At 64.4% G+C, this 16,197-nt stretch carries 20 protein-coding genes; 11 read left to right on the forward strand and 9 right to left on the reverse strand.

Annotation, left to right across the window (positions count from 1 at the left end; genetic code table 11):
* Positions 1–88 precede the first annotated feature (88 nt).
* Genes hda through B597_RS26455 form a run of 3 tightly spaced genes read right to left on the reverse strand, consistent with a single transcriptional unit; the run spans position 89 to position 3,006 of the window.
* Entirely contained in the window at positions 89–793 is a 705-nt protein-coding gene (hda, locus tag B597_RS26445; RefSeq protein WP_003292806.1) for a DnaA regulatory inactivator Hda, read from the reverse strand.
* Complete coding sequence (locus B597_RS26450) at positions 790–1,887, reverse strand: AI-2E family transporter (protein ID WP_031323195.1); 1,098 nt, start codon at positions 1,885–1,887, stop codon at positions 790–792. The genes hda and B597_RS26450 overlap by 4 nt, the downstream gene beginning before the upstream one ends.
* Positions 1,888–1,947: 60 nt before the next feature.
* Positions 1,948–3,006, reverse strand: a complete 1,059-nt coding sequence (locus B597_RS26455) for a DUF2066 domain-containing protein (RefSeq protein ID WP_003292805.1) — start codon at positions 3,004–3,006, stop codon at positions 1,948–1,950.
* Positions 3,007–3,381: 375 nt separating this feature from the next.
* Between B597_RS26455 and purM the strand changes: the two genes are divergently transcribed.
* From purM to dapC, 5 genes are read left to right on the forward strand one after another with little or no spacing between them, the layout of a single operon-like run.
* On the forward strand, positions 3,382–4,440 hold the full coding sequence (purM, locus tag B597_RS26460; RefSeq protein WP_024161647.1) for a phosphoribosylformylglycinamidine cyclo-ligase: 1,059 nt from the start codon (positions 3,382–3,384) through the stop codon (positions 4,438–4,440).
* Positions 4,440–5,087, forward strand: coding sequence for a phosphoribosylglycinamide formyltransferase (gene purN / locus B597_RS26465; protein WP_003292802.1), 648 nt, complete (start codon positions 4,440–4,442; stop codon positions 5,085–5,087). The genes purM and purN overlap by 1 nt, the downstream gene beginning before the upstream one ends.
* Before the next feature lie 8 nt (positions 5,088–5,095).
* Positions 5,096–5,806, forward strand: coding sequence for a DUF3108 domain-containing protein (locus B597_RS26470; RefSeq protein ID WP_003292801.1), 711 nt, complete (start codon positions 5,096–5,098; stop codon positions 5,804–5,806).
* Positions 5,807–5,860: 54 nt separating this feature from the next.
* Positions 5,861–6,526, forward strand: coding sequence for a COG3650 family protein (locus B597_RS26475; RefSeq protein WP_003292800.1), 666 nt, complete (start codon positions 5,861–5,863; stop codon positions 6,524–6,526).
* 49 nt (positions 6,527–6,575) lie between these two features.
* Positions 6,576–7,772 carry a succinyldiaminopimelate transaminase gene (dapC, locus tag B597_RS26480; RefSeq protein WP_003292799.1) on the forward strand — a complete coding sequence of 399 codons (1,197 nt, stop codon included), beginning with the start codon at positions 6,576–6,578 and terminating at the stop codon, positions 7,770–7,772.
* Positions 7,773–7,817: 45 nt separating this feature from the next.
* On the opposite strand, the gene B597_RS47260 is transcribed toward dapC, so the two are convergent.
* Positions 7,818–7,979 carry a hypothetical protein gene (locus tag B597_RS47260; RefSeq protein WP_003292798.1) on the reverse strand — a complete coding sequence of 54 codons (162 nt, stop codon included), beginning with the start codon at positions 7,977–7,979 and terminating at the stop codon, positions 7,818–7,820.
* A 14-nt stretch (positions 7,980–7,993) separates the two neighbouring features.
* On the reverse strand, positions 7,994–8,239 hold the full coding sequence (locus tag B597_RS26485) for a hypothetical protein (protein ID WP_003292797.1): 246 nt from the start codon (positions 8,237–8,239) through the stop codon (positions 7,994–7,996).
* 128 nt (positions 8,240–8,367) lie between these two features.
* Here B597_RS26485 and B597_RS26490 point away from each other — a divergent pair, with 128 nt between their 5' ends.
* The 5 genes from B597_RS26490 (at position 8,368) to B597_RS26510 (ending at position 11,966) form a co-directional block, all read left to right on the forward strand.
* The gene (locus tag B597_RS26490; RefSeq protein WP_003292796.1) at positions 8,368–8,697 is read left to right on the forward strand and encodes a thioredoxin family protein; all 330 of its coding nucleotides are present in this window, start codon (positions 8,368–8,370) and stop codon (positions 8,695–8,697) included.
* A gap of 135 nt (positions 8,698–8,832) precedes the next feature.
* Positions 8,833–9,204, forward strand: a complete 372-nt coding sequence (locus tag B597_RS26495) for an ArsC family reductase (protein ID WP_003292795.1) — start codon at positions 8,833–8,835, stop codon at positions 9,202–9,204.
* A gap of 43 nt (positions 9,205–9,247) precedes the next feature.
* The gene (gene dapD / locus B597_RS26500) at positions 9,248–10,282 is read left to right on the forward strand and encodes a 2,3,4,5-tetrahydropyridine-2,6-dicarboxylate N-succinyltransferase (protein ID WP_024161648.1); all 1,035 of its coding nucleotides are present in this window, start codon (positions 9,248–9,250) and stop codon (positions 10,280–10,282) included.
* A gap of 74 nt (positions 10,283–10,356) precedes the next feature.
* Positions 10,357–11,562: an aminotransferase class V-fold PLP-dependent enzyme gene (locus B597_RS26505; RefSeq protein ID WP_003292794.1), complete on the forward strand. Its 1,206-nt coding sequence runs from the start codon at positions 10,357–10,359 to the stop codon at positions 11,560–11,562.
* Entirely contained in the window at positions 11,559–11,966 is a 408-nt protein-coding gene (locus B597_RS26510; RefSeq protein ID WP_003292793.1) for a SufE family protein, read from the forward strand. Before B597_RS26505 ends, B597_RS26510 begins: the two co-directional genes overlap by 4 nt.
* Before the next feature lie 186 nt (positions 11,967–12,152).
* On the opposite strand, the gene B597_RS26515 is transcribed toward B597_RS26510, so the two are convergent.
* The 3 genes from B597_RS26515 to B597_RS26525 form a co-directional block, all read right to left on the reverse strand.
* The gene (locus B597_RS26515; RefSeq protein ID WP_003292792.1) at positions 12,153–13,274 is read right to left on the reverse strand and encodes a beta-ketoacyl-ACP synthase III; all 1,122 of its coding nucleotides are present in this window, start codon (positions 13,272–13,274) and stop codon (positions 12,153–12,155) included.
* A gap of 255 nt (positions 13,275–13,529) precedes the next feature.
* Complete coding sequence (locus B597_RS26520) at positions 13,530–14,453, reverse strand: c-type cytochrome (protein WP_024161649.1); 924 nt, start codon at positions 14,451–14,453, stop codon at positions 13,530–13,532.
* The gene (locus B597_RS26525) at positions 14,450–15,100 is read right to left on the reverse strand and encodes a c-type cytochrome (RefSeq protein WP_003292790.1); all 651 of its coding nucleotides are present in this window, start codon (positions 15,098–15,100) and stop codon (positions 14,450–14,452) included. Before B597_RS26525 ends, B597_RS26520 begins: the two co-directional genes overlap by 4 nt.
* 246 nt (positions 15,101–15,346) lie before the next feature.
* Here B597_RS26525 and B597_RS26530 point away from each other — a divergent pair, with 246 nt between their 5' ends.
* The gene (locus B597_RS26530) at positions 15,347–15,877 is read left to right on the forward strand and encodes a hypothetical protein (RefSeq protein ID WP_003292789.1); all 531 of its coding nucleotides are present in this window, start codon (positions 15,347–15,349) and stop codon (positions 15,875–15,877) included.
* A 21-nt stretch (positions 15,878–15,898) separates the two neighbouring features.
* Here B597_RS26530 and B597_RS26535 read toward each other — a convergent pair whose 3' ends face one another.
* On the reverse strand, positions 15,899–16,126 hold the full coding sequence (locus B597_RS26535; RefSeq protein ID WP_003292788.1) for a DUF3820 family protein: 228 nt from the start codon (positions 16,124–16,126) through the stop codon (positions 15,899–15,901).
* Between the last annotated feature and the right edge of the window lie 71 nt (positions 16,127–16,197).

Below are 16,197 nucleotides of genomic sequence, written 5' to 3' on the forward strand. Positions count from 1 at the left end.
GATGCTGGCCACGCGAAAGCCGCTCGCGGGCATGGGCTCGGCGGCGCCGCCCGGTTTCTGCGGCAATCGCGGGGAGCTATGAGCCCCGCTACCAGCCGAGGGTTTCCTTGAGAAAGGGGATGGTCAGCTTGCGCTGTGCCTGCAGCGACGCCTGATCGAGCCGGTCGAGCAACTCGAACAGCGCACTCATGCTGCGCGAGCCCCGGGTCAGGATGAAGCGACCGACATCGTCCGGCAGATTCAGGCCGCGTCGCGATGCCCGCAGCTGCAGGGCGCGAAGCTTGTCCTCGTCGGACAGCTGCTGCAGCTGGAATACCAGCGCCAGACTCAAGCGCGACTTGAGATCCGGCAGCTGGATCGCCAATTCTCGCGGAGATGCGTCTGCCGCCAGCAGCAGCCGTCGACCGGCGTCGCGCAGGCGGTTGAACAGGTGGAACAGCGCTTCTTCCCACACCGCATCGCCCGCAACCGCATCGAGATCGTCCAGGCACACCAGCTCGCTTTGCTCGAGGTTGTCGAGCAAGGCCGGGCCATACTCGGCCACTTCGGCCAGCGGCAGATAGACCGCCAGCTCGCCACGCTCCTCCACCCGCAGGCAGGCGGCCTGCAGCAGATGGCTCCGGCCCACACCGGACTGTCCCCAGAGATAGATCAGCTCGTCGGACCAGCCCGCAGCAGGCGAACACAGCCGCTCGACATAGCCGAGGGCCGCCGCGTTGGCGCCCGGATAGAAGTTGGCGAAGGTTGCGTCGTCACGCAGACGGACGCCGAGGGGAAGCTGGATGGGTTTCATGGCTGACTGGGTGGTTCGGCCGGTGCACCGGCAGGCTCGGCGTAAAGGTCGGAGAGTTTATATAGATCGTGGACGTGACGCAGCAGAACCATGATCACCGCGGCCACTGGCAGCGCCAGCAGCACACCGGTGAAACCGAACAGCTGGCCACCGGCGAGTACCGCGAAGATCACCGCCACCGGGTGCAGGCCGATGCGATCACCCACCAGCAACGGCGTCAGCAGCATGCCCTCGAGCATCTGCCCGACCGTGAACACGGCCGCCACGCCCAGCAGCGGATAAGGCTCCAGGCCGAACTGGAACAGCACCGCCACCACAGCCGCGCCGAAGCCGACGACAAAGCCCATGTACGGCACGATGCTGGCGAGTCCCGCCAGCACACCGATCAGCAACCCCAACTCGAGCCCAAGCAGCATCAGCCCGGACGCATAGATGACCGCCAGCGCCAGCATGACCAGCAGCTGGCCACGCAGGAAAGCGCCGATGACCTCGTGACACTCGCTCATCAGACCGACGATCATCCCTTCACGCCTACGCGGCAGCAGGCTGCGTAGCTTGAGCATGATCAGATCCCAGTCGCGCAGCAGATAGAAGCTCACCACAGGGATGAGCAGCAGATTGCCGATCCACGCCAGCAGCGCCAGGCTGGAAGCGGTCGCGCGACTCAGGATCATGCCGAGTATGTCGGTGGTGCTTCCCAGATGCTCGGTGAACGCGGCCTTGAGCTGATCGAGACGCCAGAAATGCTCTTCCAGGCCGAACTGCGCCTGCACCCATGGCAACGCCTGGAGCTGCAGCCAATCGAGCGTCAGCGGGGCCAGTTGGTAAAGCCGCATCAGCTGCTTGCCCAGCATGGGCAGCAACACCAGCAGCATCAGCAACATCAGCAGGCTGAACAGCGTGAACACCGCGATCACGCCCCAGGTACGCGACAGCCCCCAGCGCTCCAGGCGGTCAACCAGCGGATCGCCCAGATAAGCCAGCAGGATGCCGATCAGAAACGGGGTAAGAATCGGCGTCAGCAGATACACCAGCCAGACGCACAACAACAGCGCCACCAGCCAGGGCCAGCGGTTCGAATCACTCATGTTCATGCTCATTGCCTTCCTTGCAAGACTGTCGCCGGGGCCGTAGAGGACGCTGCAAGCGCCTCATTACCAGCGATAACGCAACACTGTACCGGTGTCGGGCGCCACCGGCGCGCTGTCCGGCTCGACGGCTTCGCCAGGCTCGCCCATCGGCTGCTGCGCAGCCAACGGCTGTTCGCCTTCGCTCACCTCCTGCAGTCGCGCCAGCGACAGCTGCGCACGCAGTTGCTCGGGACTGGCATTGACGCGATAGACCAGGCGATCACTCTCGACCCGCAGCAATACGCCGCCGAACGGCTCGAGCAACCGGTCCAGCTCGGCGAAGCGCGCCACATCGGCGCCGATGACTTCCACCGTGAGGTCCGATGCCGCACCTGGCTCGATTAGATACCGCGGAGCGAGATACTGACTGACCGCCAACATGACCGCATCGGCAAGCGCCTCGGGAGTTTGCGCTTCGACCTTGCCGTCACGCTGTTCGGCATCGACCCATAGCCGCCAACGCGCCTGCCAGCTCGCACCCGCTTCACGCGCATGCACCGCAAGCAGGACATCGGCGTCATAACGCTCGGACGGTTCACCGAGCACACCGGGGCGAGCCTCGGCAAAGCCCTCCGGCGTCGCCAGCAACTGCTCGGACAGGTCGGCCAGCGGCAGGCGCAACGGCAGGCCGCGATGCTGTGCAGCCCCGCGCAGGATGCTGGCGTTTTCCTGGCCGTCACCGATCAGCTGGGTGCCGTCCACTCGCTCGTTCAGCCACCACGCCAGTACCGTCGGGCGGTTCGCTCCCCACAGGGAAACGCCGGCACGCCGCAGACTGCGCTCGGTGGTCGCCGGATCGAACTCAACGACGATGTGCGCGTCCTCGTAGCCATACTTGCTGATCAGTTGCTGCGGGGCTTCGCGCAGGGCTGCGAGCGCCTCACGCTTGCCAGCCCCGGCATCGCCGGTCAGGCGCAGCAACAGCGTGTCGAAGGCACGCTGCAACGCGGCCGTGCGCTCCTCGGCCTGCTGACCGGAAACAGGCTCGCGCACCTGGTAAAGGTCCCTGAGCGGCTCAGCGTGGCCAGGCAGTGCCGCCCCGAATGCAATGCACAGGACGAGTAAGCGGAAGATAAGGCGCATGATCGATTCTCGCAGACCACCAGCGGCTGGCGGCATGAAGTAGGGGGAACAGGACGCTACACCTTAAACAGCCCGCTCTGAGGCGGCAACCGCCGGCCTCACGGTCGTTGGCACCCGGCACGCCGATCCCGCCTCCGCTTTCCTCCACCTCTGCTGCCGGGATGGCCGCTGCGCAGCAAGCCTGATAAAATCGCGCGCTTTCCGCAGACCGGTCTCGGCGCATGCCGAGCCCTGCAGTCAGACGCCAGGCAGACACGGCGCAGGGAGCATTTCCCGGCGACGGATCGGCACCTGCCGATCCCGGCAGACACTTGTTGGCCTGGGCGCCGTATTTGACCGGTCGATACCCGCATTCCTTCCACAGGTCCGGATTCTATGAGCAAGCAACCCTCCCTCAGCTACAAGGACGCTGGCGTCGATATCGATGCAGGCGAAGCGCTGGTCGAACGCATCAAGGGCGTGGCCAAACGCACCGCACGGCCTGAGGTAATGGGTGGCCTGGGTGGCTTCGGCGCCCTGTGCGAAATTCCGGCCGGCTACAAGCAGCCGGTGCTGGTCTCCGGCACCGACGGCGTCGGCACCAAGCTGCGCCTGGCGCTGAACCTGAACAAGCACGACAGCATCGGCCAGGACCTGGTCGCCATGTGCGTCAATGACCTGGTGGTCTGTGGCGCCGAGCCACTGTTCTTCCTCGACTACTACGCCACCGGCAAGCTCAACGTCGATGTCGCCGCCACCGTGGTCACCGGCATCGGCGCCGGCTGCGAACTGGCCGGCTGCTCGCTGGTCGGCGGCGAGACCGCCGAGATGCCGGGCATGTACGAAGGCGAAGACTACGACCTGGCCGGCTTCTGCGTCGGCGTAGTGGAAAAGAGCGAGATCATCGACGGTTCCAGAGTGCAGGCCGGCGATGCTTTGATCGCCCTGCCCTCCTCCGGCCCGCACTCCAACGGCTATTCGCTGATCCGCAAGATCATCGATGTTGCCGGCGCCGACATCGAGAACATCCAGCTGGACGGCAAGCCGCTCACCGAACTGCTGATGGCCCCGACGCGGATCTATGTCAAGCCGCTGCTCAAGCTCATCAAGGACACCGGTGCGGTCAAGGCCATGGCGCACATCACCGGCGGCGGCCTGCTCGACAATATCCCCCGGGTACTGCCACAGGGCGCCCAGGCCATCATCGACGTGGCCAGCTGGAACCGCCCGGCGGTATTCGACTGGCTGCAGGAGCAAGGCAACGTCGACGAGCACGAGATGCACCGCGTGCTCAACTGCGGCGTCGGCATGGTCATCTGCGTCGCCCAGGATCAGGTCGAGACGGTACTGGCCAACCTGCGCGCATCGGGTGAAGCACCGTGGCTCATCGGCGAGATCGCCAATGCCGCGGAAGGTGCCGAGCGAGTCGTGCTGAATAACCTGAAACAGCACTGATGAGCGCAAGCTGCAATGTGGTGGTGCTGATTTCCGGCTCCGGCAGCAACCTGCAGGCGCTGATAAACAGCCAGAGCGAAGGCAATCCGGCGCGCATTCGTGCCGTGATTGCCAACCGCGCCGATGCCTTCGGACTGACCCGGGCGCAGGGCGCAGGCATTCCCACCGCCGTACTCGATCACAAGGCATTCGCTGGACGCGAGGCGTTCGATGCCGCGCTGATGCAAGCGATCGATGCCCATGCGCCCGACCTGGTGCTACTGGCCGGCTTCATGCGGATCCTGACGCCCGGCTTCGTACGCCACTACCAGGGCCGCCTGCTGAATATCCATCCGTCACTGCTGCCCAGGCACAAGGGCCTCGACACCCATCGGCGCGCCCTCGAGGCCGGTGACGAGGAACATGGCTGCAGCGTCCATTTCGTCACCGAGGAGCTAGATGGCGGGCCGGTGGCGATCCAGGCGAGCCTGGCAATCAAGCCGGGCGACAACATCGATGAGCTCACTCATCGGGTACATGCCGCCGAACACCAGATCTACCCGCTGGCCATGCGCTGGTTCGCCGAGGGGCGCTTGCGCCTTGCCGAACAAGGCGCGATGCTGGACGGCACCATCCTGCCGGCCTCCGGCTATCAGATCAGAATCTAGGAGATACCATGCGTCGCGCCTTGCTGCTCGCTCTTGCCGTGCTCACCCTGCCGGTCCATGCCCTGGAGCTCAAGCCGTTCTCAGCCAGCTACACCGCCGACTGGAAACAGGTTCCGATGAGCGGCACAGCTCAGCGCAACCTGGAGCAGCTGGAAGACGGCAGCTGGCGCCTCGACTTCGAAGCTTCCATGCTGGTTGCGAGATTCAACGAGCGCAGCACCTTCCGCACCGAAGGCGACACGTTCCTCCCCCAGACCTACCGCCTCAAGCGCAGCGGCCTCGGCAAGGGCAAGCGTGTCGAACAGCGTTTCGACTGGGAAAACAAGCAGGTCGAGGGCGAGGATCGCGGCGACCCGGTCAAGCTGCCGCTGCATCGCGGCCTGCTGGATAAGTCCACCTATCAGCTGGCGCTGCAGCACGAAGTAGCGGCAGGCAAGCAGAGCATGAGCTACCAGGTAGTCGACGGCGACGAGATCGAAACGTACGACTTCCGAGTTCTGGGCGAAGAGAGCGTCAGCACCAAGGCCGGCCAGGTCGACGCCATCAAGGTCGAGCGTGTGCGCGATCCGACTCAGAGCAAACGCGAAACCATCCTCTGGTTCGCCAAGGATTGGGATTACCTGCTGGTTCGCCTGCACCAGGTGGAGAAGGACGGCAAGGAATACCAGATCATGCTCGAAGAAGGCAGCGTCGCCGGCAAGTCCGTCAAAGGCAACTGAGCCATCGCGGCAGGGTCGATGACTGCCGCCTCCCCCACACTTGCGAGTCCATCGATGGCCCCTTCACGCTCCCTGCTGATTGCACTGCTGCTGTCCCTGGCGGGCTGCCAGTCTTTCTTCGCCGACGGCAACCCACCTCAAGTGGCGACCGAACGCTTGCAAGGCGAGCTACGGCGAGTCGACGGCCAGCTGCAGTTCCAGAGTTGCCAGGGCCAGCGCACGCTAAGCCTGCGGGAAGGGACGACAACTTTGCAGGATGACGCACAGGCACTGATGACCGACCAACAGCAGCGGCTGTTCGCCGATCTGCGTGGCACGCTCAGCCATGCGCAGCAAGAAGGCCCCGGCCTGCTCGCACTGACCCGCATCTACCGGCTGCAACGCGAAGGCCACGGCTGCCATGAAGACAGCTTCAAGGAGCTGATCCTGCGCGCCAGCGGCCATGAGTCAGGCTGGACGCTGAGCGTGACCACGCGCGGCATGCTGCTGGTACGCCCTGGCGAATCGCCGATTGCTCTGCCCTACCTGGAAGAGCAGCTCCCCGGCGGCCAGCTCAGCTTCACCAGTGAAGCCAACGAACATCGGCTCGACCTCTGGGTCGCGCCGCAGCGCTGCATCGACAGCGCCAGCGGCACCGTCAGCCACCTGACCGCGGAACTCCGCCTGGGCAGCCAGACCTTGCGTGGCTGCGCCTACTACGGCGGCGGCCGCGACGACTGAACTCATGAATGTGGACATTCGCCGCATTCATCCTGAAAGAACTGCATCCATGAACCACGCCCTGAACCTGCTGCACCCCTACCCCTTCGAGAAACTGCGCGGCCTGCTCGCCGACGCTCAACCGCCGGCAGACAAGCACGCCATCGCGCTGTCGATCGGCGAGCCCAAGCACCGCTCGCCGGACTTCGTCGCCCAGACGCTGACCGACAACCTCGATCAACTGGCGGTCTATCCGACCACGCTCGGCATTCCTGCGCTGCGCGAAGCCATTGCGCGCTGGTGCGAGCGCCGCTTCGATCTCGCCGCAGAGGCGCTGGACCCGGCGCGGCACGTGTTGCCGGTCAATGGTACGCGCGAAGCCTTGTTCGCCTTCACCCAGGCGGTGGTGGATCGCGACGCAGCCGGTCTGGTGGTCAGCCCCAATCCGTTCTATCAGATCTATGAAGGCGCGGCGCTGCTCGCCGGGGCCACGCCGCACTACCTGCCGTGCCTCGAGCAGAACGGCTTCAACCCGGACTTCGATGCCGTGCCGGCAGACGTCTGGCAGCGCTGCCAGATCCTTTTCCTCTGCTCACCGGGCAACCCGACCGGCGCGCTTGTGCCACTGGAAACCCTGAAGAAGCTGATCGCCCTGGCCGACGAGCACGACTTCGTCATCGCCGCGGACGAATGCTACAGCGAGCTGTATTTCGACGAGGCCAGTCCGCCGGCAGGCCTGCTCAGCGCGTGCGCCGCGCTGGGACGCCATGACTACAAGCGCTGCGTGGTCTTCCACAGCCTGTCGAAGCGCTCGAACCTGCCGGGGCTGCGCTCGGGCTTCGTCGCCGGCGATGCCGATATCCTCAAGGCCTTCCTGCTCTATCGCACCTACCACGGCTGCGCTATGCCTGTGCCGACCCAGCTGGCGAGCATCGCGGCGTGGAACGACGAGATTCACGTTCGCGCCAACCGCGAGCTGTATCGTGCCAAGTTCGATGCCGTGCTGGACATACTCGCGCCGGTCATGGACGTGCAGCGGCCGGACGGCGGCTTCTACCTGTGGCCGAAAACGCCACTGGACGATCAGCAGTTCACCCGCGAGCTGTTCATCCGCGAGCATGTGACCGTGGTGCCAGGCTCCTACCTGTCGCGTGAAGTCGACGGCGTATCCCCTGGGGCGGGCCGCGTTCGCATGGCGCTGGTTGCGCCGCTGGCCGAATGCATCGAAGCGGCCCAACGCATCCGCCATTTCATCGAAACCCTGTAAGCGAATCGGAGCCGGGGCAGCCTCGCCGCCCCGGCATGCCCACGCTCAGGCTACGCCAGGCGGGATCGCGTCCTTGCCATAATCGCGTAGCTTCTCCAGGTTTTCCGGCTTCATGTGTTCAGGCACGTCCGGGGCCGGACGTTCCTGCTGCGGCTCGGAGTGCGCTTCGTCGCGTGCCGGCCCGGCACGCTCGTCATGCTCGCTCATACGCGGCCTCCCGTTCAGATGGCATTTTCTTCCCAGATCAGCTGTCCTTCGTCGCTGACCTCTATAACCTTAGTCAATGCTGCCTCGGCGATCGCATCAGCCTCTGACGCCAGGTCGTAGCGGCGGCCATCGGCGATCCTGAACACCTGTACGTGCTCGTCGCTATCGCGTCGCTTGACGGCGATGACCGCCTCGAACGCATTCTCGACGGGCACCGCCGAAGAAATCGCCTCGAAATTCTCGAAATGCTTGCGCGCCATTACTCGTCACCTCACCGTTGCGATTGTCATCAATGGACAACGCCAGCAGTGTAAAAGGTCGAGTTTCCCGGCTGAACGACGGTTCGCCAGCAGGCTCGAACGTTTAACCGCACCTTGGAGGCCCTCCCGTGAACATGACAGAACACTACACGCCAACCGAACCAAGCCGGGCCGAGGTCGATGCCATGCGCGGGCCGGTCCTGCTGGAGTTCGGCACGCCATGGTGCGGCCACTGCCGCGCCGCTCAGCCGCTGATCGGCCAGGCGCTGGCCGACAGGACGGGCATCAGCCATCTGAAAATCGAGGACGGACCCGGCCGCCCGCTTGGGCGCTCGTTCCGCGTCAAGTTGTGGCCGACGCTGATCCTGCTGGAAAACGGCTCCGAGCTTGGGCGCATCGTACGCCCGCAAAACCAGCAGGCCATCGAGCAGGCGCTGGGCGAAGCAGGAAAAGGCTGAGCATGCGCAACCGCCGCGGACTGCCACACCAGCCCTGCGGGGCAAACGCCTCGACGGCATGCAGCGCCTCCACAGGCCGGCGAGGCATGGCATAATCCGCCGTCCAGTTTTGCAGGAGTCTTGGAGAGTCGCTCTATGTCCGAACCAGATCAGCAGTTGCGCCTGTACGGAATCAAAGCCTGTGACACCATGAAAAAGGCCCGTATCTGGCTCGACGAGCACGGGCTAAGCTACGACTTCCACGACTACAAGAGCGTCGGCATCGACCGCAGCCACCTCGAAGCCTGGTGTAACGAACACGGCTGGCAGACCGTTCTCAACCGTGCAGGCACCACCTTCCGCAAGCTGGACGACGCTGAAAAGGCCGATCTTGACCAGGCCCGGGCCATCGAGCTGATGTTGGCCCAACCGTCGATGATCAAGCGCCCCGTACTCGATCTGGGCGATAGAACCCTGATCGGCTTCAAGCCCGATCTTTACGCTGCCGCACTGGCGGCGCCGAACTGATAGCCGCCCACAGACGGCGCGGCCAACGAAAAAGGATAATCCTATGTCTGCAAACCTGTTCAGCCTCGCCTTTGGCGTCGGCACCCAGAACCGCCAGGGCGACTGGCTGGAAGTCTTCTACGCGCAGCCGCTGCTGCAGCCGGCCGGCGAACTGGTGGCCGCCATCGCCCCGCTGCTCGGCTATGCCGGTGGCAATCAGGCGATCAGCATCACCACCACGCAGGCCGCTCAGCTGGCCGATGCGCTCAAGCCGCTCGACGCCACCCAGTACGCGCTGCTGACCCGCCTGGCCGAAAGCCAGCGCCCGCTGGTCGCCACCCTGCTGGCTGAAGATGCGCCACTGACCTCCACCCCCGAGGCGTACCTCAAGCTGCACCTGCTGTCCCACCGCCTGGCCAAGCCGCACGGCCTGAACCTGACTGGCATCTTCCCGCTGCTGCCCAATGTCGCCTGGACCAATCAGGGCGCCGTGGATCTGAGCGAACTGGCCGAGCGTCAACTGGAAGCACGCCTGAAGGGCGACCTGCTGGAAGTCTTCTCGGTGGACAAGTTCCCGAAAATGACCGACTACGTGGTCCCGGCCGGCGTGCGCATCGCCGACACCGCTCGTGTGCGCCTCGGCGCCTATGTCGGTGAAGGCACCACCGTGATGCACGAGGGCTTCATCAACTTCAACGCCGGTACCGCCGGCCCGGGCATGATCGAAGGCCGCGTTTCCGCTGGCGTGTTCGTCGGCAAGGGTTCGGACCTGGGCGGCGGCTGCTCGACCATGGGTACCCTGTCCGGTGGCGGCAACATCGTCATTTCCGTGGGCGAAGGCTGCCTGATCGGCGCGAATGCCGGTATCGGCATCCCGCTGGGCGACCGCAACACCGTGGAATCCGGCCTTTACATCACTGCCGGCACCAAGGTCAGCCTGCTCGACGAAGGCGACCAGCTGGTCAAAGTGGTCAAGGCCCGCGAACTGGCCGGCCAGAGCGATCTGCTGTTCCGTCGCAACTCGCAGACCGGCGCCGTGGAGTGCAAGACCCACAAGTCGGCCATCGAGCTGAACGAGGCGCTGCACGCGCATAACTGAGCAGGAGCAGCGGCAAGCTGCGAGCCATGAGCGCCTGCCTTGCCGCCTCCCCTGCAGCTGGAGGTTTGCCGCTTATGGCCCTGTTTTCTCCCTGGCGCGCCGACTTCCCTGCCCTGGCGGTGCTCGAAGCGCAAGGCCAGACCTATCTCGACAGCGCCGCCACAGCCCAGAAGCCACAGGCGCTGATCGATGCCCTCAGCGGCTACTACACCTGCGGCGCCGCCAATGTGCATCGCGCCCAGCACCAGCCCGCCGAGCGCGCCACCCGCGCCTACGAGGATGCCCGCATCAAGGTGGCCAAGTGGCTGAATGCGGCCTCGCCCACCGAAATCGTCTTCACCCGCGGCGCCACCGAAGCGCTGAACCTGCTTGCCTACGGCCTGGAGCATCTCATCGAGGCCGGTGACGAAATCGTCATCAGCGCCCTCGAACATCACGCCAATCTGCTGCCCTGGCAGCAGTTGGCCAAACGACGCGACGCCAGGCTGCAGGTGCTGCCCATCGACGCCTCAGGGCGCATCGACCTCACCGCTGCCGCCGAACTGATCGGACCGCGCACGCGCGTGCTGGCGGTGAGTCAGCTGTCCAACGTGCTCGGCTGCTGGCAGCCGCTCGACGAACTGTTGCGCCTGGCCAAGGCACAAGATGCGCTGACCGTCGTCGATGGTGCGCAAGGCGTGGTCCACGGGCGCCACGACATGGCCGCGCTGGGCTGCGACTTCTACGTGCTGTCCAGCCACAAGCTCTACGGCCCCGATGGTGTCGGCGCGCTCTATGGTCGCGGCGAATCGCTGCTGCAGCTACGCCACTGGCAGTTCGGTGGCGAGATGGTGCGGATCGCCGACTACCAGCACGCCGAATTCCACGCCGCACCACTGGGCTTCGAGGCCGGCACGCCGCCGATCTCAGGCGTGATCGGACTGGGTACCACGCTGGACTATCTCGCGAGTCTCGATGCCGCCACCGTTGGCCAGCATGAGCAGGCGCTGCACGACCGGCTGGTGGCCGAACTGACGGCCCGGGATGGCGTCCGCCTGCTCGGTTCGCCGCAGGTCGCCCTGGCCAGTTTCGTGGTCGACCGAGTGCACCATGCCGACCTGGGGCATCTGCTCACCGAACAGGGGATCGCCGTGCGCAGCGGCAATCACTGCGCCATGCCGCTGATGAAGCATCTCGGCCTGGACGGTGCAACACGCGTCTCTCTCGGGCTTTACAACGATCACAGCGATCTCGAGCGTTTCTTCGACGCGCTGGATCAGGCCCTGGAACTGTTGCGATGAGTGACCTTCCACAGTCCGCTTGCGAGGCGCTGGGCGCATTTACCCAGGCAGCCGGCTGGGAGCAGCGCGCGCGCCTGCTGATGCAGTGGGGTGAGCGGCTGGAGCCGCTGGACGATGCCGAACGCAGCGAGGCCAATCGCGTCGCAGGCTGCGAGAGTCACGTCTGGCTGGTGGGAGAACGGCAGAATGAGCGCTGGCACTTCCGTGCCGCCAGTGACGCCCGACTCATACGCGGTCTGCTGGCAATACTGCTGGCGCGGGTCAATGGCCTGGAGGCGGACCAACTGGCCCAGGTGGGCATGGCCGACTGGTTCGCCAGCCTCGGGCTGTCGCGGCAATTGTCGCCTTCGCGCAGCAACGGCATGAACGCGGTGCTGCAGCGAATGCGTGAGCTGACCGGCTGATCGGGACTTCCCCACTGCCTGGAGTCGTCGTGGTGGGCTGAAGCCCACCCTACGGGCTGATCCGGGTCCTTCCCCACTGCCTGGGATCGCCGTGGTGGGCTGAAGCCCACCCTACGGGCTGATCCGGGTCCTTCCGCATTGCCTGGTGTCGTCGTGGTGGGCTGAAGCCCAGCCTACAAGCAACGATCAGCGTTTGCGCAGGATCACGCTGCCGATCGAGTAGCCGGCACCGAACGAGCTGAGCACGCCGAGGCTGCCGGCAGGCAGATCATCCTGATGCTTGTGGAAGGCAATCACCGAACCGGCCGAACTGGTGTTGGCGTAGGTGTCGAGGATCACCGGCGCCTCTTGCTCGGTAGCGTCACGCCCCAACAGCCGGCGGACAATCAGATGGTTCATGTTCAGGTTGGCCTGGTGCAGCCAGAAGCGTTGCACCGACGCCACCTCGATATCGTTCTCGCTCAGGTGCTCGCCGATCAGCTCCGCCACCATCGGGCAGACTTCCTTGAACACCTTGCGCCCTTCCTGGATGAACAGCTTGTCCGGGTCGTTCATGTGTTCTTCGGCGGCGCGGTTGAGGAAGCCGAAGTTGTTGCGGATGTTGTTGGAAAACTCGGTCACCAGCTTGGTGCTGACGACTTCCCACTGCTGCGCCGAGGTGGCCAGATCTTCGCGCTCGATGATCACCGCAGTGCAGGCATCGCCAAAGATGAAATGACTGTCGCGATCGCGGAAATTCATGTGCCCGGTGCAAATCTCCGGGTTGACCATCAGAATCGCGCGCGCCTGGCCAAGCCTGATGCTGTTCACCGCGTTCTGGATGCCGAAGGTAGCCGATGAGCACGCCACGTTCATGTCGAAGCCGAAGCCCTTGATACCAAGCGCGGCCTGCACCTCGATGGCCACCGCCGGGTAGGCCCGCTGCAGATTGGAGCAGGCGACGATCACGCCATCGATATCCGCCACCGTTTTACCGGCGCGCGCCAAGGCTTCTTCGGCTGCCTTGACCGACATCTCGCAAAGAATCGACCACTCGTCGTTGCTGCGCTCGGGAATTCGCGGAACCATGCGCTGCGGGTCGAGGATGCCAGCTTTGTCGGTGACATAGCGGCTCTTGATGCCGGAAGCTTTTTCGATGAAGGCAGAGCTGGACTCGGGCAGCGGCTGCATTTCACCGGCCGCGATGGCCGCCGCGTTTTCGCTGTTGAAACGCTGGACGTAGGTGTTGAAGGACTCCACCAGTTCGTCGTTGGAAATGCTGCTGGCAGGAGTGTAAAGGCCGGTACCGCTGATGACGACGTTATGCACGATCGCTCCTCTCGAATTTGGCTTGATCGTTCTGATGGCGGGACGGTGCGACGGCCAACCTCGGCCAGTCACCATCCTTCCAGCGCCTCTTATGGTGGCTATTGTGCACGAAAAGCAGAAAGAAACCGTAACATTGCGCAGTCTGCGGAGACTGTAATTAAGCCATTCGGCGTATACCGGAGTGACCGCCCGGTCGGAATATGAAGAAGGTGCCGCCCGGGCACCTCCTTCCGTTCACGACACTCGCCGCGAGTCTTATTTGACGCCCTGACCCAGCAGCACGCCATCGACCTGCTGCCCGTAAAGGTTGACCCCGTCGTTGGCGTGGTAGCGGAGCCGCGTCTTCTCCACCGAGCCCTCGACCAGCCGCGGGTCCTGCGGCCGTTCATGGCTGTTCATGTATGCGGCCACGTGCCAGGCATCCTCGTCGCTGAGCGAACCACCCTTGCCCAGCGGCATGCTCTCCTTGATGAAGGCCGCGGCGGTGTTGATCCGGTGCATGCCGGCGCCCCAGTTGAACGAGTCCTTGCCCCATAACGGTGGAAACACATAAGCGCCACCCGCCTGCTGGCCTTGACCGTTGTCTCCGTGACAGACCGCGCACTGCTCGACGTAGACCTGCTTGCCCTTGGCGATATCGAAACCACCTTTGGGCTGCGGGACTTCGGGATAGGCCCGCCCCGGCAGCTCCTGGCCCGTCGGAGCGCCAGTGGAGAGCCAGTAGGAATAGGCCGTCAACGCATTGATCACATGGCTATCGGCCGCCGGAGGCTTGCCGTTCATGCTGAACTGGAAACAGCCCTGGACCCGTTCGGCGTAGCTGTTGACCTTGTCGTTCTTCTTCCGGTAAGCCGGATACATCGGATACGCGCCCCACAGCGGCGCGGAGTTGGCCTTGCGACCCTGATCGAGGTGGCAATTGGTGCAATTCATGCCGTTGCCGACGTACTCGGCCGCGTACTTCTGCGTATCCACGAAGATCGCACGGCCCTGCTGCACCAGCTCGCCATAGGCATTGGCCGGCAGGTCCTTTTCCTCGGGGGGCTGAAAGTAGGACGCACCGGCAGCCTTGGCGGCCTTCTGGGTGAGCTGGGACTGGTCATCCATCTTGATCTCGGCTGCAAGCGAAGCGCCGCTGATCGTGGTAGCCAGCAGGGTAATCATCAGGCGCGCTTTCATTGACCGACCTCCTTCTGCCCAATACCGGCGAAATACTCGGCGACAGCCTGGACTTCGGCATCGGTCATCGAGCGGGCAATGTGCCCCATCAGGTCATTCGGATCGTTCTTGCGCGTGCCCTGGCGCCAGGCATTGAGCTGCGCACTGAGGTATTGCGTCGACTGTCCGGCCAGCGGCGGGAAGCTCTCGCCGACACCCATGCCACCGGGGCCATGGCACGCCACGCATTCGGGAATGTTGCGTTCCCAGGCACCCCGAAGGGCGAGACGCGGCCCCACGCCTTCCGCCTTTTCCGCCCGACCGATGCTGGCGAAAACCGGCGCCGGCCTGGCTTCGAGCATGGCCGCCACGGCACCCATCTCCTCATCGCTCAAGGCTGCGGCAATCGGTTGCATGACCGGATTGCTTCTCGCGCCGGAGCGGAAGTCCTCGAGTTGCTTGCGCGTATATCCGGCGGATATCCCGGCGAGGCGTGGAAAGCCCGCCGCCGCCATGCCCATCGCATCGGCACCGTGGCAGGTGCCACACGCCATCGCTGCGGGGTTGGCGCCGCCCTGCGCGTAAATTTTCTGCCCATCGGCAGCCTGTACCTGCATCGTCAGCAACAACGCAGCCACACCGGCCAGGGCCCAGCGAGTCGGTTTCATGGAAGACCTCATCAGCGGTTGGTGATGCTGCGCCACCGGCATCGTTCGAATCGATGCTCTCGTCTGTAGGCATGCGGCAGCCTGTCACAGCAACGCTAGCACAGCCCCGCCAGCACCTCTAGAAACAGAATAACCTTAGAACAACTTTGCATATGCACATGCGACAGCCGTTTAGAGGGGGCCCACGGGCCGCGCATCCGCTCGAAAGCTTGGTTATCCTTGTGCGCCCTCGACCCAGGAATCGCCATGAAAGACCAACTCGCCGAGCTGATCACACTCATCAGCTCCGGCTGCATGACCGCCGAAGACATAGCCCGAATCGCCGACGAAGCCGCCCAGGCCTATGCCGATCCGCAAGCCTTTCTGCAGGCCAATCCGGACATCAACTATGACGACAGCTTTCCCATTCCGCTCGGCGAATGGGTGGTGGTGGGCAGCCTGCCGGATACCGTGCTGTTCCAGGCGGACGACTATCAGGAGCTGTTCACCCAGATCGTTGCGTCCTTCGGCGACAGCGTCACCTTCGTCCTCAAGCCCAAGCAACTGGCCAGGACCGAACCACTGACGGCACTCAACCGCGTTCAGGTGCAATTGAGCAGCCTTTACCCGGAGAAAGGCGGCTACGTACTGGTGGACTTCAGTGATCCGCTGGATGACGAATTGCAGGCGGTACTGGTCTACACCTGCGATGTGCAGCGACTGATGGAGCTGGCCGTGGAGATCGGCATCTACGCCGCCCCAGCGCTGGACGCTCTGCGCCAGGAGCAGGGGCAGTAGGCGCCGTCAGGGACGCGAGGGCTAACCACGCATGCTGTTGCGGCGGCGCAGCGGCTCCAGCAGGGCGGAAAGCCCGTTGTGATCGATCTCGTGCATGAGCGCCAGCAACTGGCCGAGGCTGCCGGGAGGGAAACCGACACGGGCGAACCAGTTGAGGTAATGGCCAGGCAGGTCGGCGATCAGCCGCCCCTTGTATTTGCCATACGGCATCGTCTGGGTCACGAGTCGTTCGAGGTCTTCGGGTTTCATCGGGTGCGTATCGGAAGTATCAGGCTGTCGAATACTGCCACAGTCGGCGCCATCGCCGCCGTCAGGTTCTG

The sequence above is a fragment of the Stutzerimonas stutzeri KOS6 genome, assembly GCF_000307775.2.
In the GTDB taxonomy this organism is placed as follows: Bacteria; Pseudomonadota; Gammaproteobacteria; order Pseudomonadales; family Pseudomonadaceae; genus Stutzerimonas; species Stutzerimonas stutzeri_B.